This is a genomic window from Cupriavidus sp. KK10 (genome assembly GCF_018223725.1).
GTDB classification, from domain to species: Bacteria; Pseudomonadota; Gammaproteobacteria; order Burkholderiales; family Burkholderiaceae; genus Cupriavidus; species Cupriavidus necator.
Window position 1 is genome coordinate 6,277,921 of the sequence record NZ_CP073677.1, and the last position, 23,073, is coordinate 6,300,993.

The 23,073-nt window shown below is 63.8% G+C and carries 24 protein-coding genes and 1 tRNA gene; 8 read left to right on the plus strand and 17 right to left on the minus strand.

The features are described from left to right. The first annotated feature begins 109 nt into the window (after positions 1–109). On the plus strand, positions 110–1,300 hold the full coding sequence (locus KB879_RS29200) for a CaiB/BaiF CoA-transferase family protein (protein ID WP_153955466.1): 1,191 nt from the start codon (positions 110–112) through the stop codon (positions 1,298–1,300). 70 nt (positions 1,301–1,370) lie between these two features. Here the strand turns inward: KB879_RS29200 and KB879_RS29205 are convergent, their stop codons facing one another. Then, complete coding sequence (locus KB879_RS29205; RefSeq protein ID WP_153955439.1) at positions 1,371–2,378, minus strand: AraC family transcriptional regulator; 1,008 nt, start codon at positions 2,376–2,378, stop codon at positions 1,371–1,373. Between the two features lie 344 nt (positions 2,379–2,722). Here KB879_RS29205 and KB879_RS29210 point away from each other — a divergent pair, with 344 nt between their 5' ends. The 3 genes from KB879_RS29210 to KB879_RS40480 all read left to right on the plus strand — a co-directional run bounded on the left by KB879_RS29210 (position 2,723) and on the right by KB879_RS40480 (position 6,019). Beyond that, entirely contained in the window at positions 2,723–4,072 is a 1,350-nt protein-coding gene (locus KB879_RS29210) for a nucleobase:cation symporter-2 family protein (RefSeq protein WP_153955438.1), read from the plus strand. A gap of 3 nt (positions 4,073–4,075) precedes the next feature. Further along, positions 4,076–5,482 (plus strand): amidohydrolase family protein, encoded by a 1,407-nt coding sequence (locus tag KB879_RS29215; RefSeq protein ID WP_211980357.1) that lies wholly within the window; start codon positions 4,076–4,078, stop codon positions 5,480–5,482. A gap of 351 nt (positions 5,483–5,833) precedes the next feature. Next, positions 5,834–6,019, plus strand: coding sequence for a DUF1484 family protein (locus KB879_RS40480; RefSeq protein ID WP_211980358.1), 186 nt, complete (start codon positions 5,834–5,836; stop codon positions 6,017–6,019). Positions 6,020–6,077: 58 nt separating this feature from the next. Here KB879_RS40480 and KB879_RS29225 read toward each other — a convergent pair whose 3' ends face one another. The 5 genes from KB879_RS29225 to KB879_RS29245 all read right to left on the minus strand — a co-directional run bounded on the left by KB879_RS29225 (position 6,078) and on the right by KB879_RS29245 (position 10,488). Next, complete coding sequence (locus tag KB879_RS29225) at positions 6,078–6,536, minus strand: DUF2846 domain-containing protein (protein WP_013958156.1); 459 nt, start codon at positions 6,534–6,536, stop codon at positions 6,078–6,080. Next, positions 6,533–6,940, minus strand: coding sequence for a hypothetical protein (locus tag KB879_RS29230; protein WP_153955133.1), 408 nt, complete (start codon positions 6,938–6,940; stop codon positions 6,533–6,535). Before KB879_RS29230 ends, KB879_RS29225 begins: the two co-directional genes overlap by 4 nt. Positions 6,941–7,201: 261 nt before the next feature. Continuing rightward, positions 7,202–8,206 (minus strand): Bug family tripartite tricarboxylate transporter substrate binding protein, encoded by a 1,005-nt coding sequence (locus KB879_RS29235; protein WP_153955132.1) that lies wholly within the window; start codon positions 8,204–8,206, stop codon positions 7,202–7,204. A 15-nt stretch (positions 8,207–8,221) separates the two neighbouring features. Then, positions 8,222–9,643, minus strand: coding sequence for an amidase family protein (locus tag KB879_RS29240; protein WP_211980359.1), 1,422 nt, complete (start codon positions 9,641–9,643; stop codon positions 8,222–8,224). Positions 9,644–9,753: 110 nt separating this feature from the next. Continuing rightward, positions 9,754–10,488, minus strand: coding sequence for a FadR/GntR family transcriptional regulator (locus KB879_RS29245; RefSeq protein WP_249221208.1), 735 nt, complete (start codon positions 10,486–10,488; stop codon positions 9,754–9,756). A 304-nt stretch (positions 10,489–10,792) separates the two neighbouring features. Between KB879_RS29245 and KB879_RS29250 the strand changes: the two genes are divergently transcribed. Further along, positions 10,793–11,116, plus strand: coding sequence for a 2TM domain-containing protein (locus KB879_RS29250; protein ID WP_013958161.1), 324 nt, complete (start codon positions 10,793–10,795; stop codon positions 11,114–11,116). A 38-nt stretch (positions 11,117–11,154) separates the two neighbouring features. Here KB879_RS29250 and KB879_RS29255 read toward each other — a convergent pair whose 3' ends face one another. Then, positions 11,155–11,916, minus strand: a complete 762-nt coding sequence (locus KB879_RS29255; protein WP_211980361.1) for a LytTR family DNA-binding domain-containing protein — start codon at positions 11,914–11,916, stop codon at positions 11,155–11,157. Between the two features lie 14 nt (positions 11,917–11,930). Further along, complete coding sequence (locus KB879_RS29260; RefSeq protein WP_211980362.1) at positions 11,931–12,845, minus strand: sensor histidine kinase; 915 nt, start codon at positions 12,843–12,845, stop codon at positions 11,931–11,933. A 326-nt stretch (positions 12,846–13,171) separates the two neighbouring features. Between KB879_RS29260 and KB879_RS29265 the strand changes: the two genes are divergently transcribed. Further along, a complete protein-coding gene (locus KB879_RS29265) occupies positions 13,172–15,004 on the plus strand; it encodes a DEAD/DEAH box helicase (protein WP_153955128.1) in 1,833 nt (610 codons plus the stop codon). A 141-nt stretch (positions 15,005–15,145) separates the two neighbouring features. On the opposite strand, the gene KB879_RS29270 is transcribed toward KB879_RS29265, so the two are convergent. From KB879_RS29270 to petA, 8 genes are all read right to left on the minus strand, one after another. Then, entirely contained in the window at positions 15,146–15,541 is a 396-nt protein-coding gene (locus KB879_RS29270; RefSeq protein WP_013958165.1) for a type II toxin-antitoxin system VapC family toxin, read from the minus strand. Next, positions 15,538–15,771: a type II toxin-antitoxin system Phd/YefM family antitoxin gene (locus KB879_RS29275; RefSeq protein ID WP_013958166.1), complete on the minus strand. Its 234-nt coding sequence runs from the start codon at positions 15,769–15,771 to the stop codon at positions 15,538–15,540. The genes KB879_RS29270 and KB879_RS29275 overlap by 4 nt, the downstream gene beginning before the upstream one ends. Positions 15,772–15,995: 224 nt before the next feature. Continuing rightward, positions 15,996–16,071, minus strand: a tRNA-Thr gene (locus KB879_RS29280). A 52-nt stretch (positions 16,072–16,123) separates the two neighbouring features. Beyond that, positions 16,124–16,612 (minus strand): ClpXP protease specificity-enhancing factor, encoded by a 489-nt coding sequence (locus KB879_RS29285; RefSeq protein ID WP_013958186.1) that lies wholly within the window; start codon positions 16,610–16,612, stop codon positions 16,124–16,126. A 57-nt stretch (positions 16,613–16,669) separates the two neighbouring features. Then, a complete protein-coding gene (locus KB879_RS29290; protein ID WP_010812311.1) occupies positions 16,670–17,281 on the minus strand; it encodes a glutathione S-transferase N-terminal domain-containing protein in 612 nt (203 codons plus the stop codon). Positions 17,282–17,500: 219 nt separating this feature from the next. After that, positions 17,501–18,244: a cytochrome c1 gene (locus KB879_RS29295; RefSeq protein ID WP_013958187.1), complete on the minus strand. Its 744-nt coding sequence runs from the start codon at positions 18,242–18,244 to the stop codon at positions 17,501–17,503. Positions 18,245–18,280: 36 nt separating this feature from the next. Beyond that, on the minus strand, positions 18,281–19,684 hold the full coding sequence (locus KB879_RS29300) for a cytochrome bc complex cytochrome b subunit (protein ID WP_013958188.1): 1,404 nt from the start codon (positions 19,682–19,684) through the stop codon (positions 18,281–18,283). A 2-nt stretch (positions 19,685–19,686) separates the two neighbouring features. Continuing rightward, positions 19,687–20,304: a ubiquinol-cytochrome c reductase iron-sulfur subunit gene (petA, locus tag KB879_RS29305; protein WP_013958189.1), complete on the minus strand. Its 618-nt coding sequence runs from the start codon at positions 20,302–20,304 to the stop codon at positions 19,687–19,689. Between the two features lie 214 nt (positions 20,305–20,518). Here petA and mscL point away from each other — a divergent pair, with 214 nt between their 5' ends. Next, positions 20,519–20,944, plus strand: coding sequence for a large conductance mechanosensitive channel protein MscL (mscL, locus tag KB879_RS29310; RefSeq protein ID WP_010812315.1), 426 nt, complete (start codon positions 20,519–20,521; stop codon positions 20,942–20,944). 72 nt (positions 20,945–21,016) lie between these two features. On the opposite strand, the gene KB879_RS29315 is transcribed toward mscL, so the two are convergent. After that, on the minus strand, positions 21,017–21,763 hold the full coding sequence (locus KB879_RS29315; protein ID WP_013958190.1) for a Nif3-like dinuclear metal center hexameric protein: 747 nt from the start codon (positions 21,761–21,763) through the stop codon (positions 21,017–21,019). A gap of 20 nt (positions 21,764–21,783) precedes the next feature. Here KB879_RS29315 and KB879_RS29320 point away from each other — a divergent pair, with 20 nt between their 5' ends. Next, positions 21,784–22,977, plus strand: a complete 1,194-nt coding sequence (locus KB879_RS29320; RefSeq protein WP_013958191.1) for a Do family serine endopeptidase — start codon at positions 21,784–21,786, stop codon at positions 22,975–22,977. The last annotated feature ends 96 nt before the right edge of the window (positions 22,978–23,073 follow it).

A 23,073-nucleotide genomic window follows, 5' to 3' on the forward strand; every position in this document is an offset into this window, starting at 1 on the left:
CGAAGACTTCGAAGCCGCCTTAGGAATTCTCGACTGTTCGGGAGAAGAGGACCGTTCCTATACTTTGTCGTCCGGCCCGTGTGCCACCAGGTCCCTTCATTCCCCCTCCATGAAACCCAACCTACGCCCCCTTGATGGCATCACCGTTCTGGCGCTTGAGCACGCTGTAGCGGCACCCTTTGCCAGCCGCCAGCTCGCCGACCTCGGCGCCCGCGTCATCAAGGTGGAACGCCCGGTCGTCGGCGATTTCGCCCGCGACTATGATCATTCAGTGCACGGCCAGTCGTCGTTCTTTATCTGGGCAAATCGCGGCAAGGAAAGCCTCACGCTCGATCTCAAGAAGCCCGAGGCCAAGGCGATCGTGCACAAGCTGCTCGCCAAAGCGGACGTGTTCATCCAGAACCTGGCGCCGGGCGCCGCCCAACGCATGGGGCTGGACTTCGAGTCATTGCATGCTGACTATCCTGAGCTGATCGTTTGCGATATCTCAGGATATGGTGACAGCGGGCCATACCGCGACAAGAAGGCCTATGACCTGTTGATCCAGGCCGCTGCGGGCCTGATCTCGGTAACCGGTTCGGAACCTGCGCCGTCGCGCACCGGCATTTCCATCGCGGACATTGCCGCTGGCATGTACGCCTATACCGGCATCCTGTCCGCCTTGCTGCAACGCGCACGGACTGGCGCCGGCCTCAGGGTTGAAGTCACCATGCTCGAGGCGTTGAGCGAATGGATGTCATATCCCCTGAACTTCGCTCACTATGGCGGCACGCCGCCGGCACGCAACGGCGTTGCGCATCCGGGTATCGCCCCCTATGGCCAGTACCAGACCGGCGATGGGGCCAGCGTCATCTTCGGGCTGCAGAATGAACGGGAATGGGAGCGCTTCTGCACCGAGGTGCTGGAGGACCCGGCCCTGGCGGCGGATGCCCGCTTCAACTCCAATCTCCAACGCGTAGCCAATCGCGCGGCGCTGGACCAGGAGATCGCCAATCATCTTCGGTCCATGACCCGGGAGCAGCTGGTCAAGCGGCTCGATCGCGGAGGCATTGCCAACTCGCCCCTGAACGACATGCATGATGTGTGGCAGCACGCGCAATTCGCCGCACGCAATCGCTGGCGGGAAGTCCAGACGCCGGGTGGCGCCATCCAGGCACTTCTGCCGCCTGCAACGCTGTCGGGCGTACCGGCTGCCATGGGGAATGTGCCGGCAGTCGGCGAGCACTCCGCCCTTGTCCTGAAGTCACTCGGCATGAACGAGGCAGAGATCGAAGCCCTGGCGGCCGCGGGCACGATCTGAGTGCTGAAGGTCAGGCTGCTGGTGGCGCCGGCAGCCAGATGGTACTGGGCAACAGAGGGCTGGCTCGCCCTCAGCCCCCCTGCTCCGCTGCCGCCCGCAAGGTCTGTGACGGCAGCTCGCCAAACTCGCGCCGGTACTCGCGCGAGAACAGGCTCAGGTGCGTAAAGCCGTGCCGCAGCGCAATCGCGCTGACCATCCCCTTCTCTTGCCGCGCCCGTTGCAGGTCGGCGCGTGCGCCATGCAGGCGCAGCAGACGCAGGTACTCCATCGGCGTGGTGTTCTTGCTCTTGCGAAAGCCCAGCTGCAAGGTGCGCGCCGATACGCCGCAATGTGTGGCGATCTGCTCCAGCGTCAGCGGCTGGTCAAGATTGGCGCGCAGGTAGGCGATGGCATTGCGCACATAGTCCGGCAGCACCGCCTCGAACCGGCGCGGCAGCATATTGCCGTCCGCAGCAAAGCGGTCGAGCAGCAGTGTCGACAGCACGATGCGCTCGATGCTGCCATCCACCGCCGGCACGCCGCTGCCTTCGCGCCGCACCCGCGTTTCCGCGCGCAGATAGCTCACAAGCGCCTGCCAGCGCGCGGCACGGCCATCGTCCGCCACCGGCTGCATGTCGAATTCAATCGGCACCGGCGGTTCGAAGCTGAACTGCTGGCGGAACGCCTCGTCGATCAGCTGCCGGCGGATCACCACGCTGAAGCGCTCGCAGCCAGGGTCCAGCGACAACGTGGCCGGCACGGTGGGCGAGAACACAAAGGTCGCCCCCGGCGACATCAGCATCGCACCGCGCGGGGTCTCCACGCGGCACGTACCCGCCAGCACGGTCTGGATCACGAACTCATCCTTGTTGGGCTGCGGCTCGATCTGCACTGCCTGGTTATAGGCAATGGTGACCAGCGTCAGCCGGCCGATGGTGCTGGTGTCGATACGGGCATCGAGCGCCGCTTCGGCTTCGGTCGCGCGCAGCCGCGTAGGGCCGAACACGCGGCCGGAAAGCGACTGGATGCGATCCAGGTCACCGCCGCGGCTGACTGGCGAGCGGGAGGCTGCAGCAAACCATCCTGCGCTGGGTGACATGGCGTTGGGAAAGTGGTGGAAAGAGCCGGAAATACGTCTTCGCTTCCAGCGCATTCGGATAGCAATGAAGGAGCGCATCCATCCTATGACCACCCCCGCCCTCACGCAACCCAAGGGAAACCCCTGATGTCCCAGGCGCGCATTTTGCAAACGCGATTGCGGTCCGGTGCCAGGGCCTTCGCAATAACGCTATGACGGCCTCCCGTGCATCACTACTGTGCAAGGCATGCGTCGGCCATGCGCCGCGCATGGCACCGTGACGGACCGAGCCCGGCAACCACAGACCGGGCCAGCCGCCGCCGGCATGGCGCACTTTCCCCCAGCACGCGGCAGGAGACAACATCATGCAAGCAGCGGTTCACCCCGTCGACCAGATCCTGCCGGCACGCGCCATGGCGTCGCTCGGCTTCCAGCACATGCTGGTCAGTTATCTCGGCGCCATTGCGGTGCCGATGATCGTGGCCGGCGCGCTCAAGATGACGCCGGCGCAGACCACCATGCTGATCAGCACCGCGCTGTTCACCTCCGGCATCGCCACCCTGCTGCAGACCGTCGGCTTCTGGAAGTTCGGCGTGCGCCTGCCGCTGATGCAGGGCGTGGCCTTCAGCTCAGTGGGCCCCGTCATCGCCATCGGCACCGATCCGTCGCTGGGCTTCAACGGCGTCTGCGGCGCCATCATCGCCGCGGGCGTGATCGCGATGTTCCTTGCGCCCATCATCGGCAAGCTCAAGCGCTTCTTTCCGCCGGTGGTCAGTGGTTGCACCATCACCGCGGTGGGCCTGTCGCTGTTCCCGGTTTCGTTTCACTGGTTTGGAGGCGGAAGGGGGGCGTCGGATTTCGGCGCCCCCATCTTTTTCATCGTCGCCTTCGGCGTAGTGGCACTGATCCTGTTCATCAACCGGCACGGGGGCGAGCTGATCCGCAACCTGTCCGTCGTGATTGGCCTGCTGGTCGGCGGCGCGGTGGCGTGGATGCTGGGCATGGGCAGCTTCGATGAAGTCGCGCGCGCGCCGTGGTTCACCATGGTGACGCCTTTTGCCTTTGGCATGCCCACCTTCAACGTGGGCGCCATCACCACCATGGTGATCGTGATGGTGGTGCAGATGGTGGAATCGATGGGGCTGTTCATCGCCGTCGGTGACATCGTCAAGCGCCCCCTGACCGAGCGCGACGCCACCCGCGGCCTGCGCGCCAACGGCCTGGCCAGCGCCATCGGCGGCATGTTCGCGGCCTTCCCGTATATCGCGTTCATGGAGAACGTGGGGCTGGTCATCGTCACCGGCGTGCGCAGCCGCTGGGTGGTCGCCACCTGCGGCGCGATGCTGTGCGCCGTGGCGCTGGTGCCCAAGATCGGCGCGTTGTTTGCCTCGATCCCGGCCGCCGCGCTGGGCGGCGCCACCATGGTCATGTTCGGCGTAGTCGTGGCCGCCGGCATCAAGACGCTGGGCGAGGTCGAATACGAGCGCAACCCCAACAACCTCTCCATCGTCTCCATCACGCTCGGCTGCGCGATGATGCCCGTGATGCTGCCCGGCATGCTGGAGAAGCTGCCCGGCTTCCTGCAGCCCTTTGTCCACAGCAGCGTGATCATCGCCTGTGTGGTCTCCGTGGTCCTCAACCTGATTCTCAACGGCGTGCCCGCTCGTGAAGCCGACGAGCTGCCCGCCAGTGCCGACAACGTCCAAGGGGTCTGAAACATGGTGCAGAACACCAACGCCACCACCAACGCGCCCGCCGGCGACCTGCTGATCCGCAACGCCGCTGCCGTCATGACCGGCCGCACCGGCCATGACGCGCGAGCGGGCGCCGCCGACATCCGCATCCGCGACGGCCGCATCGCCGAGATCGGCGCCAGCCTGCAGCGCCACGACGGCGAAGCGGCACTCGACGCCACCGGTTGCGTGGTCTACCCAGGCTGGGTCAACACCCACCACCACCTGTTCCAGAACCTGCTCAAGGCCGTACCCAGCGGCATGAACGTGGGGCTGGAACAATGGCTGGCCTCCGTCGCCTACCCGCGCCTGGCGCGCTTCACGCCGGAGATCTTCCGCACCGCCGTGCGGCTGGGCATGGCCGAGCTGCTGCTGTCCGGCACCACCACATGCGCCGATCATCACTACCTCTACCACCACGGCCACGGCGCGGAGACTGGCGACGTGCTGTTCGAAGTAGCGGAAGAGCTTGGCATGCGCCTGGTGCTGTGCCGCGGTGGTGCCATTCAGTCAGCCTCAGATCATCCGGGTATGCGCGTCACCGCGCTGGTGCCCGAGACGCTGGACGAAATGCTGGCCGATATCGAACGGCTGAAGGCCCGCTATCACGATGCCTCCGCGGATGGCCTGCGGCGCGTGGTAGTCGCGCCGACCACGCCGACCTTCTCCCTGCCGCCGGCACTGCTGCGCGAGCTGGCCGCCTTCGGTCGCGGCATGGACCTGCGGCTGCATTCGCACCTGTCGGAGACCGACAACTACGTGAAGTTCTGCCGCGAGAAGTACCAGTGCACGCCGGTGCAGTTCGTGGCCGACCACGACTGGCTGGGGCCTGACGTCTGGTTCGCGCACCTGGTCACCGTGAATCCCGAAGAGATCCGCATGCTCGCCGTGACCAACACCGGCATGGCGCACTGCCCCGTCAGCAATGCGCGGCTCGGCAGCGGTATTGCGCCAGTGCGCGCGATGGCCGATGCGGGCGTGCCGATCTCACTGGGCGTGGATGGGGTGGCATCCAACGAGTCGGGCAGCATGGTGCATGAAGCCAACTTCGCGTGGCTGGTGCACCGGGCGCTGGGCGGGGCCGCGCAAACCCGCGTGGAAGAGGTCATCCACTGGGGCACCGCAGCCGGTGCGCAGGTCCTGGGGCTGCCAGGGATCGGCACGCTCGCGACGGGGCAGTCGGCCGACCTCGCGATCTATGACGTCAGCGGGCTGCGGTTCCATGGCTTCCACGACATCGGCACGGCACCGGTGGCGGCTGGCGAGCCTACGCCGGTGCGGGACGTGCTGGTGCGCGGGCGTCAGGTCGTGCGCGATGGCGCGATCGTGGGACTGGATCTGGAGAAGCTGCGTCGGGAGGCTCGGGAGGCATTGGTGACGCTGGTGGATTGAGGGTGGTTTAGGCGTTTGGCTATTTGCTGGCGGGCGGAGGTCGGGCAGGATGCGGCGTCCGTATTGGAATGCGAAGTGTCTTATCGAGTCGAGCGCCACGACGCGGGAGACTGGGGCTGTCATCGAACAACGGTGACCGAGTGTGGAAACTCGAAGGCCAAAGCCGGACCGGTCGTACTTGACGATCGGTCCCGCCCATACGAGCAAGCCATCCTGCAATGGCGGGCCGGGCGAGGTAGCCGCAAGGCTGACCGGCATTGGCTTTGGCACCGGTTTTCCACCCTCGCTGTCAGGCCCGCCGCCCTCCTCTTATGTCGCGCGGCGGACCTTCATCCAACGGTAGGAGGTCCTATGTCGGAAGTCGATCTATCCACGGCGCGGTACAGTCTTGAGACGGTGGCAACAGGTATGGAAGGGGTGCTTGTGCTGCTGGAACAGCATAGCGAGCAGTCGGAGGCCTGCTTTAGTGCGTTTTGTTTGTTGGGGTTGGTGAAGGCGCAGCTGGAGAGTTTGTTGGCAGAGGATTCAGCCGCTTGATCCGGACGCCTTCGGTTGACGACGCATTGCGTCGTCAACCTGAGCAAGCTTGTAATGCTTACTTTGCCGCAGCCTTCACCTGATCACCGGTATAGCTCAGCGACGCCAGCTCTTCCTTCGCCTTCTCAGGCGTTTCCAGCTCCAGCACCACGCGGCCCACCATCAGCCCCAGCGACGGGGAGCTGCGCACGTACTTCGTCTCGCCGGCATCCAGCATGAAGCTGAGCGTCTTCTCGGTTTCGGTCGAAGCCGCCGCGACATACTTGCCAGCCGTGCGGTCCACGAAGAAGAAACCGCCGGGCTTGGATTCGCCCACGACCTGGCTATTCAGGCGAATATCTGGCTGGATGGCCGCCCCGAACATCGACGCCGAACGCAGGAAATAGATCCGGCCCTCGCCCGGCTTCAGCGTGGGCATCGATGCCGCCATCTCGGCGTGCTTCACGCCCGAAGCGCATCCCGCCAGCAGCGACGACACCGCCAGTCCGGCGATCAGCATGCGCGCAATCCGTTTCATTCCGATTCTCCCAAGTTCAAAGGTACTGCTGTCGTTAGCGGGGAGTAGTTCTGCTCCCCAGGCAGATAGAAGCCCACCAGCGTCTTGTTGCGAACGACCAGGTAGGCCTCGTGAACATGGCGGCCCTCGATTGTGAGAATGGTGCCGACGGGGCGGTAGACATCGCCTTGCGGGAGGCGCCCGACCTGCGACCAGGTCGACTTGGCAGCGAGGTCTCGGGAATAGCCGGTGTCGAGCTTGACCTGTGCCGGCGCCAGAAGCTGAACGCGCTTGGCCGTGGCGGCTGGCTGCATGAGCTCCACCGTTGCCGGGGTGGTCGCGATCATTGGGGCGCAGGCGGAGAGTGCCAGGCTAAAGCCTGTGGCGAGCCACAGGCGGCGGGCGCGGAAAGAGAAGGCGGTCATGGCTGGAACCCTCGGGTGTATGGCTCGCAGCCTGTGTGGCTGCGCCCCACAGCAATTGCGCCAGTCGGCACGATGCGGCGCCATTGGCACTTTCCCTTGGCGCCGGCCGGGTTGTCTTCTGAGGCTAATTACGACACTGGGGCGGACATGCTTAATACAAGGCGGCACCCTACAGGAGGAGGGTGCCGCGGGAATTCTCCAGCAAGCTAACACAAATAGAAATCGTCTCCAGCCGAGTCTGGCTGCGGCACGGAATTCCGCTCAATCCCCCTTGAAACCCGACGCCTTGATCACCGGGGTCCACCGTGCCGAGAGCGCGCTCGCATACCTGGCAACCTCATCAGAAGTGCCGCCCGGCAAGATGTCATAGCCAGCGCGCGCCAGCTTCTCGCGCACATCCGGCATGGCCAGCACCTTGCGCACGGCCTGATACCACTGCGTTGTCACGTCGGGCGGCGTGTTGGCGCGGACGTAAAGCAGATAGCGCGACGACGTCACCAGGTTGGGAAAGCCAGACTCCGCAAAGGTAGGCACATCCGGCAAGGCATCGGCGCGCTTTTCCCCTGCCACGGCCAGCACGCGAAGCTTGCCGCCGCGATGCAGCTCGGTGAAGGTCGTAATGGCGTCCATGCCCGCCGCGACCTGGTTACCCATTATTTCCGTCACCATCGCCGCGCCACCGCGATACGGCACCAGCGTACTGCCGGTGCGGGACTGGCTGACGAACTCCACGGCAAGGAAATGCAGCAGCGAGCCAACCGTGCTGATGCCGATCGAATAGTCAGCCGGCTTGGCCCTGGCGGCCTTGACGAAGTCGGCCAGTGTCTTGATGGGTGAGCTGGCGCTGACCGCGATACCGAACTGGACGCCCGTCACATCGGTGATCGCCGTGAAATCGGTGGCGGGGTTGAAGCGCATATTGCTGTAGATCAGCGGCCCGATGAACATTGGATCGACGGGGGCCAGCAGCACGGTGGTGCCGTCGGCCGGCGCGTTCTTCAGGAATTCGGCCGCCACGCGCGTCCCGGCACCGGGCCGGTTGTCGACGATGACGGTGCGGCCCATTGTGTCTTTCAGCTTCTCGGACAGCAGGCGGCCCATGTAATCGGCCGGCCCTCCCGGCGGGAACGGCACGATGATGCGCGATACGGTCTGCCCCCATGCGGTCCTGGAGAGCAGGCCACCGGTACACAGGGCGGCGGCGGTGCCGGCCAGCATGGCGCGGCGCGACAGCCGCGGGGCGTAAGCAGGTTTGCGTTCGTTCATGGGAAGCTCCTGGGACTAGATGCCGGTTTGCACGTCGGTGAAAGGGGTAAAACGCGTCGCGTCTTCAATGGCCTGGCCGGCGCGCAGCAACAGGTCTTCCCGGAAGCGCCATGCCATCAGCTGCACGCCGACCGGCACGCCGCCGGCCATGCCCGTCGGCACGGACAGCCCCGGCATGCCGAGCATCGCCGTTGCCAGCATGGGGCTCTGTGCGTCCAGCAAGGCCCGGTTCTCTTCTGGCGTGCGGATATCCGCGTCTTGCACGCTCGGGCGCTGCCACGACACCGGCATCAGCACCAGCGGATAGGTTTGCATGAACAGCGACCAGCTTCGTGCGATCGCCTGGCGCCGCGCCAGGGCATCCAGAAAGCCATCGCGATCGGTTTCCTGCATCCCGTCCAGCATGTTGCGCTGGCTTTGCCGCATGGCCTCGTCGCCATGCTGGTCAACGCCTGCGATGATGTTGCGGCGGCTGTCGTCGACCGTCAGCGTGCGCCAGAGCGCTGCCGCTTCCATGAAATCAGGCAGGCTGGCTTCCTCGACGGCGTAGCCCGCTTGCTGCAGCCATTGCGCGGCACTGTCCAGCGCTGCGCTGACCGCGGGATCGACGGGAGTGCCCGGACAACGCCGGAACAGCGCGACGCGTATCGGTCCCGGCGGCAACGGCAGTTCCAGCGGCACCGGCACCCATGCCGGGTCGCGCCCGTCATAACGGGCCATGGCGTGGTAGCCGAGCCGCAGGTCGGCAATGCTGCGCGCAAGCGGCCCCTGCACGGACATGAGTTGTGGCGTGATGCTGCGCTCGGCAGTGGCCGACGGGTTGTACGCGGGCACCCGCCCCGTCGTCGGCCGCAAGCCGACGACACCGCAGGCATAGGCCGGATAGCGAATGGAGCCGCCGATATCATTGCCATGCGCCAGCGCTCCCATGCCGGAAGCGACCGCGGACGCGGCACCGCCGCTGGACCCACCGGGCGTGATATCCGCATCCCACGGGTTCAGCGTGCGCCCATGCAGGCCGTTGTCGGTAAACCAGCGCGAGGAATAGGTAGCTGTATTGCTGCGTCCGACGATGATGGCCCCGGCACTGCGCAGGTTTGCGACCACGGGGGCATCCTCACGCGCGATGTTGTGCTTCAGCGGGATCACGCCGTTGGTGGTGGCATGGCCCGCCTGGTCGACATTGATCTTGATCGTGACCGGCACGCCATGGAGCGGCCCCAGTTCTGCGCCCTCGGCGACCTGGCGGTCTGCAACATCCGCGCTGGCCAGCGCCTCTTCTGCCAGCACCTCCGGCAACGCATTCAGACGAGGGTTAAGGGCGTCGATGCGGGCCAGCACGCTGGCCGTGACCTCGCGGCAGGAAATCTCGCGCCGCCGCACGGCATCGGCAATATCGACAGCGCTCCAGCGCCAAAGCAATTCAGCAGGTTTCACGTCAAGGCTCCCAGGATTCAGGCAATAGGAATCCCACCCGCCGTGTCGGATGCGACGATGGCGGTTGGGTGTGCAGAAAAAAGGGGGGGGGACGCTAGCGCGTCAGGGGATCAGTCGACCGGGCTCATCAGCAAGCTCCCGCGGTCCACCCGGGATTCGGCCTCCAGGGCCAGGGATTCGGCATGCTCCATGTGCTCCTGCATCAGGGCACGCGCACGCTCCGGGTCGCGCGACCGGAAGGCTTCGATCAGCGCGTTGTGGCTGTGGAAGATCTCTTCATCAAAGTCGTCGAAATCCTCCTGCGCATTCCGTACCACGATGACGCGGCGGATGATGTCGTTGAGCAGGCGGCAGAACAACGCCAGCATCGGGCTGCTGCAGGCGTCGGCCAGGCGGTCGTGGAACAGCAGGTCGGCTTCGCGCCGCTCGTTCCAGTCCGTGCTGCCGCCATGTTCCGGGTGGCTCAGCCCGACCAGGGCTTCCAGATCGGCGATATCGGCATCGGTCAGGCGCAAGGCGGCGTTGGCTGCCAGCTCCGGCTCAACCGCGCGGCGCAGGGCGTACAGCGTGACGATGTCGACCGACTGGAAGTACAGGAAGTTGGACACTGCCTCCAGGCATCGCTCATAAGGCGGCTGCGTCAGAGTGGCACCGCCGTTCGGCCCCGTGCTGACCTTGACCAGCCCCTGCGCCTGCAGCGAGGCAAGCGCCTCACGCACCGTCCCGCGTGCGACGCCCATCTGTTCGATCAACGCTGCTTCCTGCGGCAGCTTGTCTCCGACCTTCTGGTGCGTCTGCACGATCCAGCGCTTGATATCGTTGACTACCTGGTCCGAACGCTTCACGCGTCTGCTGCCCTCTATCTGAGGAGTGGGCTTGGAGTCCATCGCTTCGTATTTATGATCATAATTACTATGATTATGGTGAAGGACTGGGCTTTTCCTATGCGGGTATTCCCGGCGGCGGGGCGAAAAGCTGATCAGGTCGCAGGATGCCGGGGGTCATGGAGGTGTCGGACCCGCCGACATTCGCACTATCCGGGCGCACACCGGCGAACGAAATCCGTCGATTCGGCCCATGGGCCTGGAGAGGCGCTTTGCAGTGGCCTATACCTGAGGCAAGCCAACCATCTTGATCACGAGGTATCCCATGCACCACGCCCTCCCGCCCAACGACGACCCCAACGCCATGGCCTACTGGCGCGCGCGCCGCATGGTGCGTGCCCTGCGCGGCTGGTACATCCACCTGCTGGTCTACGCTGTCGTCAATGGCTGGCTGTGGTTCCGCTTTTTCTACTTTCCCTCGCCGCGGTGGTCGCACTATGCCAGCACCGGCTGGCCGTGGCCGCTGACCACCACCCTGGCCTGGGGCCTGGCGCTGGCGGTGCATGGGTTGCTGGTCTGGACGCGGCTGTCACGCCGCGGACGTGACTGGGAACAGCGCAAGATCCAGGAATTCATGGATCGCCAGTGAATCCCTCAGCCGGCGGCGCAGTGGCGCCGCTGGCTGCCTTACATCTGCCGGAAACGATGCATGTAGGCGCGCGATACCGGCAGTTCGGCTTCGCTGTCGCGCATCCGGACAAAAAGCCGTCCCGACTCATCGCGGCGCGTGCCGGCCACGTTTTCCATGTTGACGATGGACGAGCGGTGGATCTGCCAGAACACCTCGGGATCGAGGCCGGCAATCAACTCCGCCAGCGGTGTGCGGATCAGGTGTTCGCCATCGCGGGTATGCACGACCACATACTTGTCGTCGCTCTGGAAATACATCACCTCCTGGATCGGCACGTGGCTGGTGGTATTGCCACGGCTGGCGCGTACCCAGCGCAACTGGCCACCGGTTTCCGCGCGCGGCTGGGCGCGCGTGAGCTGGTTCAGTAGCTGTGCCAGTTCCGGCAAAGGCGCCGCTTCCTGCAACGCCTTGCGCAGCCGCTCGATGGTGCGGCCGAGCCGTTCCTCGCTGACCGGCTTGACCAGGTAGTCAACTGCCGCGCGCTCGAACGCATCGAGCGCGAATTCGTCATAGGCCGTGATGAACACCAGCCGCGTATCGGTTTCAATCCCTTGCGCCACCTCCAGGCCGGACAGGCCGGGCATCTTGATGTCGAGGAAGGCTACGCTCGGCGACAACCGTGCGATGGCGTCGGCAGCTTCGATGCCGTTGGTCGCCTCGGCAACGATCTGCAGTTCCGGCCAAAGGCGTTCCAGCTTGCCGCGCAGATATGCGCGCAGGTGCTCTTCATCGTCGGCAATCAGGGCGGTGGGCGTCATAGGGCGTCTCCGTTTCAGGATGCACGCGGCAGCGGGATTTCAATCAGCACGGCGGTGCCGGGCGAGCGTTCTTCAATGCGTACGTGGGCGTCACCGTCATAGAGCACAGCCAGCCGTTCACGCAGGTTCGAAAGCCCGACGCCGGCGCCGGCCGAGGGGCGAAAGCCCATGCCATCGTCCTCGATGGTTGCGAGCATGCGCGGGCCGCGCCGCTCAAGCCGGACCAGCAGCCGCCCGCCTTCGATCTTGGGCTCCAGCCCATGCTTGATCGCATTCTCGACCACGGGCTGCAGCAGCATCGGCGCCAGCGGCATCGATTCGAGTTCGGGTTCGACATCGACCGAGTAGTGCAGCCGGTCCCCCATGCGGATGCGGATCAGCGCCAGATAGTCTCGCAGCAGCTTCGCCTCCTGCGCCACCGTGCCTTGCGTGGCGCGGCTGGCTGCAAGCGATGCACGCAGGTAGGCGATGAAATGCTCCAGCATGAGCGTGGCCTTCTGCGGCGCTGGCTCGATCAGGCTGACCACGTTGGCCAGCGTGTTGAACAGGAAGTGCGGTTCGATCTGGGCCTGTAGCAGGCGCATGCGGGCTTCGACCAGCTGCTTCTCCGTCGACAGCGTGCGCACCTGTTCCTGCGCCATGTATTGCGCGATCTTACGTTCTTCCCACTGCCGCCCGAGCAGGCCGACGCGCCCCCAGGTCATCACGCCGTGAATCGCCAGGCCGATGCCCCAGCCCATGAGCGGCCCACCGGACCACGGCCGATGCGGCGATCCCACCAGATGGAAGCCGATCAGCAATGCATTGACCGCCACGTAGACCATGGCGTGCATATAGAAGAAGCGCAGCGCGCGCACGCGGCGGCGGGCGTCTTCGTAGGCGCGCTGCTCTGGGGCGGATCGCCAGATGCGGGAGTCTGGGGAGTGCACGGGCGGGTGGCTGGGGGCGGAGATAGCGGGAGGTTACCACTGCGATCCGGGCTCTGACATGGGGGTGGCGGGAATCGACGGATCGGCGGCGCGGATCGCCGGAAAGCAGGCGCAGACCGCTTGGCAGCCCCCCGGAGCCGCCGGCTCGCCAGTGTCGCCAGTGTCGCCAACCAGCAAATCACCAAAACTACCGAAATAGCCACCGTTACCGTTTTGTGCCTACAATTGCCCCATAACAAACCTGCCTGACCGCCGTCGCACCGGGTCCGCGGCACCAACCGTGGTCAGCGCAGCTCCTGAACGGGCAATAAGAAGAGCAACAACGCATGGCCACGCTGATTCCCGCGCTGGGTTCGGTCACTTCGCGCATGACCAGTGGAGAGAGACGCTTCGCCGAGCGTCTGGAGACAAAGCTGGAGGACGACTACCTGTGCTGGTATGACGTCGCCATCGGAGAGAAGACCAGGCATCCGGATTTCATCGTCTTCCATCCCAGCCGGGGTCTGCTGGTGCTGGAGGTCAAGGACTGGCGGCTGGATACCATCCGGGAGATCGACCAGCGCGATGTCACGCTGCTGACGGATCGCGGGCAGGTGCGGGAGATGACCCCCCTTGAGCAAGCCCGGCAGTACATGTTCTATGTCACCAACCTGCTGCAGCGTGATCCGCAACTGGTCTGGCCCAGCGGCTCACTGAAAGGCAAACCCTTCTTTCCCTACGGCTGCGGCGTCGTCCTGTCCAACATCACGCGTGCCCAGTTCGACAAGACCAACCTCGGTGACGTCCTGCCGCCGCACCTGGTGATCTGCCAGGACGAGATGTACGAGACGGTCGACGCAGAACACTTCCAGCAGCGCCTGTGGGAGATGTTCCCGGTCAAGTTCACCTTCAAGCTTTCCCTGCCGCAGATCGAGCGGATCCGCTGGCACCTGTTCCCGCAGATCCGCATGCCGGAGCAACGCGCGCTCTTTCCGGAGGATGCCGCTGAGCCGCTGGATATGCCTGACATCCTTCGCGTCATGGATCTCCAGCAGGAGCAGCTGGCACGCAGTCTCGGCGAAGGCCACCGGGTCATTCATGGCGTCGCCGGCTCTGGCAAGACGATGATCCTCGGCTACCGGGCTGAGCATCTGGCAAAGATCGTCACACGGCCAGTTCTCGTGCTTTGCTACAACAAGACCCTCGCGGCCAAGCTGGCGGCGACGATGATCGAGAAAGGCATCGAAGAGAAGGTCCACGTCTATAACTTCCACGCGTGGTGCTCGCGGCAACTAGAGACTTACAACATTGACCGGCCGAAGGGGCGCCCCAGCGATGCGCTGTTTGAGGAAATGGTGAATCGGGTCATCCAGGGCGTGGACCGGAAAGCGATCCCGGCCGGCCAGTACGACGCTGTGCTGATCGATGAGGGGCATGACTTCCGGCCGGAGTGGTTCAAGCTGGTCGTGCAGATGGTGAATCCCGAGAGCAATTCGCTGCTGGTGCTCTACGATGACGCGCAGTCCATTTATGGCGGCGCCAGGAAGCGCGGGATGACCTTTGCCAGTGTGGGTATCCAGGCCCGGGGCCGTACGACCATCCTCAAGCTGAACTACCGCAATACGCAGGAGATATTGGCCGTTGCGCGTAGTTTTGCGGATGAGTTGCTGCGGCCGACTGAGGCAGCCGAAGACGAAGCGCCTACCGTGCAACCTGTCGGTGCCGGGCGCCGCGGCAACAAACCGCTGCTGATCGAATTGCCAAACGTAGAGGCGGAAGCTGAGCGCATTGCGCAGATCCTGACCGACGAGAACCGGGCAGGCACGCCCTGGTCAGAGATGGCAGTGCTCTATCGCCATTGGGATACGGTCGGGCACGTCACTAGTGCGCTGACCCGGAAGGGTATTCCATTCGAATGCCCCCAAGTCACCAAGCGATTTACGCCCGGCGCGGACAGCGTCAAGGTGATCACCATGCATAGCAGCAAGGGGCTTGAGTTTCCGCTGGTGTGCATTCCGGCCACGGGGATGCCGCATAAGCATGATGAGGCGGATGAAGACGAAGCGCGGCTGATGTATGTGGCAATGACGCGGGCTACGCGGCAGTTGGTGATGACGTTTGGGGATGGGTCGCGGTTTGTTGGGAAGCTGCGGGACGCGGTTGGGCGCCTGCAGCAGTAGCTTGTTGGCCCACTGGAATTCCGTGCAGCGAGCGGCAAGGAACTTGGCGTTTCGGGGCGGCCTAGCTGGGCGCTCAGCTCCGTCCAATGGCGTTGCATTCGAGATGGTATCTCGCCGTCTATGCGATCCTAGAGGTGTCTTCTACCAGATTGTCTTCACGTGCGAGTACGCGCGGATTTTCTCGTCGCGGGTAACAAGCGGCACGGCCAGCTTGCGCGCCGTAGCAACGATCATGCGATCCGCGGGATCCTTGTGAAAGTCCCCCGGCAGGTGGACCGATTTGGTTGCAATCTCGGTATCGACGGGGACAAAGCTGATCGCATCGATGTCAGCGATCGTCGCCAGCCAAGTGTCGACGTCCATGGCCAGTACCAGGCGCTCGCGCTCGACCAGCATGGCGACTTCCCACGCGGAGATGGCCGACACGATAATCTGGCCATCCTGTAGCTCGCGATCAATCGCCGCCCGCGCGGGGTCGCTCAGTTCGTCGCTCCCAGTTGCCCACCAGACCAAGGCATGGGTATCCAGCACGATCACTGCCCGGCCTCCCACTCAACGTCCACTGGCTCCGTTGGTGCATCGTAGCGCAGCACGGTGCCGCGCAACACCTGAAGGGGGTCACGCTCCAGCCCGCGATAGGGACGCACTTCGAGTGTGGGCTTGCCGTGGTCCGTGACAATGACCGGATCGCCCGAGGCTTCGATCTGGCGGAAATACTCGAGCGCGCGCGCCTTGAACTCGGTCTTGGAAATCTGGTTGCCGGGCATGGATTGCCTCCCAGTCATTGCTACCAGTCAGGAATTTACGCCAAAATGACTATGCAAACAAGTCATTTCTCGACGCCGGGCAAACTGTGGTGGCAGACCGCCCTGCTCCGCATCGCTTTCTTCCAACGTCAGAAATAGGGGAAGTGAAATGCTCAGTCGTTCGTGCAAGATCACGCCAAAAGCAAAACGGGCTACGCAAGATTGCGTAGCCCGTTTTCAAATTCTGGTGCCGGCTGCAGGACTCGAACCCGCCACCTGATGATTACAAATCAACTGCTCTACCTGATGAGCTAAGCCGGCATGTCTGGTGCAGACCGCGATTCTACTGCATTGCGGTCCGCTTTGGGGTGGCTTACTTCACCACTTTCAGTGCGGGCTTCTTGCTGCCGATGCGGGGCACCGGGGGCGGCGTGTCGTCGTCGCCGGGGCCGGTGTCAGCGGTGCTTGCCGAGGTCTCGGCTTCCACCGGGGCCAGCTTGGGCGGCGGGTTGTTTTCGCGCTCGGTGGCGGCCTGGGTTTCCGGCAGGCTGCGTTCGACCGGGAAGGCCATGCCCTGCCCGTTCTCACGGGCGTAGATGGCCAGCACGTTCTCGACAGGGACGTCGATCTTGCGCGAAACGCCGCCGAAGCGTGCGCTGAAGGCGATCCACTCGTTGCCCATATCCAGGCCGCTGGTGGCGTCGAAGCTGACGTTGAGCACGATCTCGTTGTTCTTGACGAACTCGCGCGGCACGCTGGTGTTGGCGTCGACGAAGACGGCGATGTACGGCGTGAAGCCGTTGTCCGTGCACCATTCATAGATGGCGCGGATCAGGTAGGGCTTGGTGGAGGTTTCAGGCATTGTGCTTCCAATGGCGCCGTGGTGGCCCGAGGGCGGATGCTTTCGGGCCGGTGCCGGTTAGCGGCGCATCACCTTCTCGGACGGGGTGAGCGCTTCGATGTACGCGGGACGGCTGAAAATGCGTTCAGCATACTTCAGCAGCGGCGCGGCGTTCTTCGACAGCTCAATGCCGTAGTGGTCCAGGCGCCACAGCAGCGGCGCGATGGCGACGTCGAGCATCGAGAACTCTTCGCCCAGCATGTACTTGTTCTTGACGAAGATCGGCGCAAGCTGCGTCAGGCGGTCGCGGATCGCGGCGCGGGCGCGTTCGTGGTTCTTCTCCGCGGCCTTGCCCTTTTCGTTTTCCAGCGTGTAGACGTGGGTGAACAGTTCCTTTTCGAAGTTGAACAGGAACAGGCGGGCGCGGGCACGCTGCACCGGGTCAGCCGGCATCAGCTGCGGGTGCGGGAAGCGCTCATCGATGTATTCGTTGATGATGTTCGACTCATACAGAATGAGGTCGCGCTCGACCAGGATGGGGACCTGGCCGTACGGGTTCATCACCGAAATATCTTCGGGCTTGTTGAACAGGTCGACGTCGCGGATTTCAAAATCCATGCCCTTTTCAAACAGGACAAGGCGGCAACGTTGGGAAAACGGGCAAGTCGTACCCGAATACAACACCATCATGGTTGGATTCCTTGGGCTTAGCCGAAGCAGGGTCGGACAGTAAGGTCTGACATTCTGCCAAAGTCGGCCACCAGAAAGCAAATTAGTGGCAAATAGCGCACTTTACTGGTGCGCTTCTGCAGGCTTTCCAAGAGAAAAGGCCAGGGGCGGTGCTGCTTTCGCAGCGGCCACCCCTGGCCTTTGTCCTGTCCTGGCCCGGATTCGGGCCCCTGGCATGCCTTACTTCACGTCTTTCCAGTACGCGGCGTTGAGGCGCCAGGCAAAGACGGTGAACACGCCCAGAAACAGCAGCACCCAGACGCCCAGGCGCTTGCGGTGGTTCTGCGCGGGCTCGGCCATCCAGTCCAGGAAGCCGACCAGGTCGGCGGTGGCCTGGTCGTACTCGACCTTGCTCAGCTTGCCCTGGCTCAATTGCTCGAAGCCGGCGAACTTGTGCACCTTCTCGCCGTGCTCTTCCACTTCCGTGAACTTGGCGGCGCGCTGGCCCTGCAGTTCCCACAGCACGTGCGGCATGCCGACGCTCGGGAACACCAGGTTGTTCCAGCCGGTGGCGCGGCTGTCGTCACGGTAGAACGTGCGCAGGTAGGTGTAGAGCCAGTCGTCGCCGCGGGCGCGGGCGATCACCGACAGGTCCGGCGGCTGCGCACCGAAGAAGGCCTTGGCTTCCTTCGGCTGCATGGCGATGGTCATGGTCTCGCCGACCTTGTCCGCGCTGAACAGCAGGTTTTCGCGGATCTGGTCGTCGGTCAGGCCGATGTCCTTGAGCCGGTTGTAACGCATCATCGATGCGCCGTGACAGTTCAGGCAGTAGTTGACGAACACCTTGGCGCCGCGCTGCAGCGACGACAGGTCAGCAGTGTTCACCGGTGCCGGCTCAAGGGGGAAGCCCCCCTCGGATGCCATGGCAGGCGCGCCGGCAAAGCAGGCGCCGGCCAGCGCGAGGATCGAAAGCAGCTTTTTCATCTTGTGTCCTTGTGCTCTTGTCGGGGTTCGCTTCGCTCAGTGCGGGTGGAACGTGACACGCTCCGGGACCGGCTTGAACTCGCCGACACGGCTCCACAGCGGCATGGTCAGGAAGAAGGCAAAGTACAGCAGCGTACCGAGCTGCGACACCTTCTCACCGACCGGCGACGGCGGTTGCACGCCAAGATAGCCGAGCACCAGGAACACCACCACGAAGACGGTCAGGATGGTCTTGTGGAAGGCAGGACGATAGCGGATGGACTTGACCGGCGAGCAGTCCAGCCACGGCAGGAAGAACAGGATCACCACCGAGCCGCCCATCACCAGCACGCCCCAGAACTTGGCGTCGATGAAGTAGAAGCCCACGGCCAGGATCACCGCGATGGCGATCGCGCCGACCTTGATGCGTGCGTCCTTGCTGCGCAGGAACACCATGCCGAGCAGCAGCGCGAAGAACACCCACAGGATCGGCAGGAAGTTCGACGTGGTGGCGCGCAGCATCGAGTAGAACGGCGTGAAGTACCACACCGGCGCGATATGCGGCGGGGTCTTCAGCGGGTCAGCCGGGAAGAAGTTGTTGTGTTCCAGGAAATAGCCGCCCACTTCCGGGAAGAAGAAGATCACGGCCGAGAAGAGCAGCAGGAAGCCGGCAACGCCCAGCGTGTCGTGCACCGAGTAGTAGGGGTGGAACGGGATGCCGTCCAGCGGGATGCCCTTCTCATCCTTCTTGGCCTTGATCTCGACGCCGTCCGGGTTGTTCGAACCGACTTCGTGCAGCGCGATGATGTGGGCAATGACCAGGCCCAGCAGCACCAGCGGCACGGCGATGACGTGGAACGAGAAGAAGCGGTTCAGCGTTGCATCGCTCACCACGTAGTCACCACGGATGAACAGCGACAGGTCCTGGCCGATCACGGGAATCGCCGAGAACAGGTTCACGATCACCTGGGCGCCCCAGTACGACATCTGGCCCCATGGCAGCAGGTAGCCCATGAAGGCTTCCGCCATCAGGCACAGGAAGATCAGGCAGCCGAAGATCCAGACCAGCTCGCGCGGCTTGCGGTACGAACCGTACAGCAGGCCCCGGAACATATGCAGGTAGACCACGACGAAGAAGGCCGAGGCGCCGGTCGAGTGCATGTAGCGCACCAGCCAGCCCCAGGGGACTTCGCGCATGATGTATTCCACGCTGGCGAAGGCCACGGGAATGCCGGCGGCGTTCAGCGTGGCGTCGGGCTTGTAGTTCATCACCAGGAAGATGCCGGTGACGATCTGGATCACCAGCACCAGCAGCGCCAGCGAACCGAAGAAATACCAGAAGTTGAAGTTCTTCGGCGCGTAGTACTTTGAGAGGTGGTCTTCCCACAGTTGGGTTGCGGGGAAGCGGGCGTCGATCCAGCCCAGCAGGCCGGTCGTCTTGACTTGTTTTTCGGCCGCCATGATCAGGCTTCTCCTTTCTCGTCCTTGCCGATCACGATCTTGCTGTCGGTCAGGAACTGGTAGGGGGGAACATCGAGATTCTGCGGAGCCGGCTTGTTCTTGAAGACGCGCCCGGCGAGGTCGAAGGTCGACCCGTGGCAGGGGCAAAGGAAACCGGGATCAGTGCCGAGCTGAGAATTGGCACCGGGGCCGAAGGGGCCCGAAGGCGAGCAGCCCAGGTGGGAACAGATACCCACCACGACCAGGACGTCCTTGTGGTCTGCGCGCGAACGGGTTTCGTTCTTGCAGTACTCAGGCGTTTTCATGGTGAATGGCACGTCGGAATTGGGATCGGCTACCTCGCCGTCCGTCTTCTTCAGCGACGCCAGTTGTTCGTCCGTGCGCCGCATGATCCAGACCGGCTTGCCGCGCCATTCGACAGTCATCATCTCGCCTGGCTTCAGCGCGCCAATATCCGCCTCGACTGGAGCACCCGCGGCTTTGGCCTTCTCCGATGGTGCAAAAGTACTGACGAAAGGAACCGCTACCGCTACGCCTCCGACGCCGCCAGCGACGGATGTCGCGATCAACCAATTGCGGCGACCTTTATCCACGCTCTTCACGTCTTGCTGGTCACTCATTCCAAACCCCAGGGGAAGTCAATTTAGATTTTGCGTCAACCATAAAGTGTACCTTAGACACCAGCGCACTAGATAGGCAGAAAATGCCACGGCCATGCGCGATTATCGGACGTGCAACCCGGAAAGCGGCTTCGGTGCTTGCTTTCCGGTGAGTGATGCGGCAGGCTTCGAGCTTGAAACCGTTCATCGCTAGTGACAAGAAGGAGAACCCCCCATGGGCATGATCTCGGAATTCAGAACCTTCGCCGTACGCGGTAACGTGATCGACCTTGCGGTCGGTGTGATCATCGGCGCGGCATTCGGCAAGATCGTGGATTCAGTGGTCAACGACCTGATCATGCCGTTGGTGGGCCGCGTGATCGGCAAGCTGGACTTCTCCAGTATGTTCATCGTGCTGGCGGATCCCCCACCGGGAACACCCACTACGCTCGATGCCCTGAAGAAGGCCGGCGTGCCCGTCTTTGCCTACGGCAATTTCCTGACCATCGTTGTCAACTTCCTGATCCTGGCCTTCATCATCTTCCTGATGGTGCGTGCCTTTAACAGGATGCGCGCCGCGGAACCGGAAGCAGCGCCCGCCGCACCGCCTGAGGAAGTCGTGTTGCTTCGTGAAATCCGCGACAGCCTGAAGACCCGCTGATTGGTGCGCCATATGCGCGCCGAACCCGGAAGATAAAACGGCCCCGATGGGGCCGTTTTGTTTTGCGTCAGATCAGACGGGATTAGGAATATCGATAAACGTGTGGCGCAGGCCAAAGCGTTCGGCCACATGCTCGCCAAGCGAGCGGATGCCGTAGCGCTCGGTGGCGTGATGACCGGCGGCAAGATACGCCACGCCGCTTTCGCGCGCCAGGTGCGTGGTCTGCTCCGAGACTTCGCCGCTCAGATAGGCATCGACACCCGCGGCCACCGCGGCATCGAAATAACCTTGCGCCCCGCCCGTGCACCAGCCGACGGTGCGGATCATCTGGTCCGGCTCGCCGATGGCCAGCGGCTCGCGCCCCAGCACGCCACCAACGTGCGCGGCCAGCGCAGAGAGCGGCATCGGCGCGGGCAGCGTGCCGGTCCAGCCGAGCTGGTCGTCGCTGAAGCGGCCGGTCGGCGTAAAGCCGAGCTGCAGGCCGAGCTGGGCGTTGTTGCCGAACTCAGGGTGGTTGTCCAGGGGCAGGTGGAAGGCGAACAAGTTGACGTCCGCGCCCAGCAGGCGCTTCAGACGCGCGTGCTTCTGCCCGACCACGCGCGCATCTTCGTTTTTCCAGAAGTAGCCGTGATGGACGAGGATGGCGTCGGCCCCCGCTTCGATCGCGGCATCGACCAATGCCAGGCTTGCCGTCACTCCCGTCACGACGTGTGTGACTTCCGAGCGACCTTGCACTTGCAGCCCGTTGGGACAATAGTCCTTGTAGCGGGAAACTTCCAACAGGTCGTTCAAGTACAATTCAAGCTCTTTTGTTTTCATTTTCTGCTCAAAACTCCAATATGTTGCGGCGCTTTTGGCTGTTCTTTGCCCAGGCTGTCACCGTCGTGCTGGCGGTCTGGTTCGTCGTGGCAACGCTCAAGCCTGATTGGCTGCAGAGGGGGCGCGTCGCGGTCCAGTCCGGTTCGCCCATCGTGGCGCTCAAGGAAGTCGTGCCCAACGTGTCCGGTCCTGCGGCCGAAGGGTCTTACAGCGAAGCCGCCCAGGTGGCCATGCCGGCGGTGGTCAATATCTTTACCAGCAAGAACGGCAACAAGCGCTCGCCCAACCCGCAGGCCGAGGATCCGTGGTTCCGCTTCTTCTTTGGCGACCGCCTGCCTGAGCGGCAGGAGCCGGTCTCCAGCCTGGGGTCTGGCGTCATTGTCAGCGCCGAGGGTTACATTCTAACCAACCACCACGTAGTCGACGGCGCCGATGAAATCGAGATCGCGCTGACCGACGGCCGCAAGGCCAACGCCAAGGTGGTGGGCTCCGACCCGGAAACCGACCTGGCCGTGCTCAAGGTGACGCTCAAGGACCTGCCCGCGATCACGCTGGGCCGGCTTGAGAACGTGAAGGTCGGCGACGTGGTGCTGGCCATCGGCAACCCGTTCGGCGTCGGCCAGACGGTGACGATGGGCATTGTCTCGGCGCTGGGCCGCAGCCACCTGGGCATCAATACCTTCGAGAACTTCATCCAGACCGATGCGGCCATCAACCCGGGCAACTCGGGTGGCGCGCTGGTGGATGCGCAGGGCAACCTGCTGGGCATCAATACGGCGATCTACTCGCGTTCGGGCGGCTCGCTGGGGATCGGCTTTGCCATTCCCGTGTCGACCGCCAAGCAGGTGATGGAATCGATCATCTCCACCGGCAGCGTGACGCGCGGCTGGATCGGGGTCGAGCCGCAGGACATGACGCCCGAGATCGCCGAATCGTTCGGCCTCGATGCCAAGGAAGGCGCACTGATCGCCGCAGTGGTCCAGGGCGGGCCGGCCGACAAGGCAGGCGTGAAGCCCGGCGATGTGCTGACCAAGGTGGATGGCTTGTCGATCACGGACACGACCGCGCTGCTCAATGCGATTGCCCAGCTCAAGCCAGGCGTGGACATCAAGATGACCGTGATCCGCCGCGGCAAGGCAACGGACCTGACGGTGACGATCGGCAAACGGCCTCCGCCGCCGCGCCGCGCACTGCCGTTTGAAGAGGAAGAGTGAGGCTCGGCACGACACGGGCCTGAAGAAAGAACCCCGCCGCCTTGGCGGGGTTTTTTGTGCCCGGTGGCCAGGCAGCCCGCCGCGTCACGGTGATGC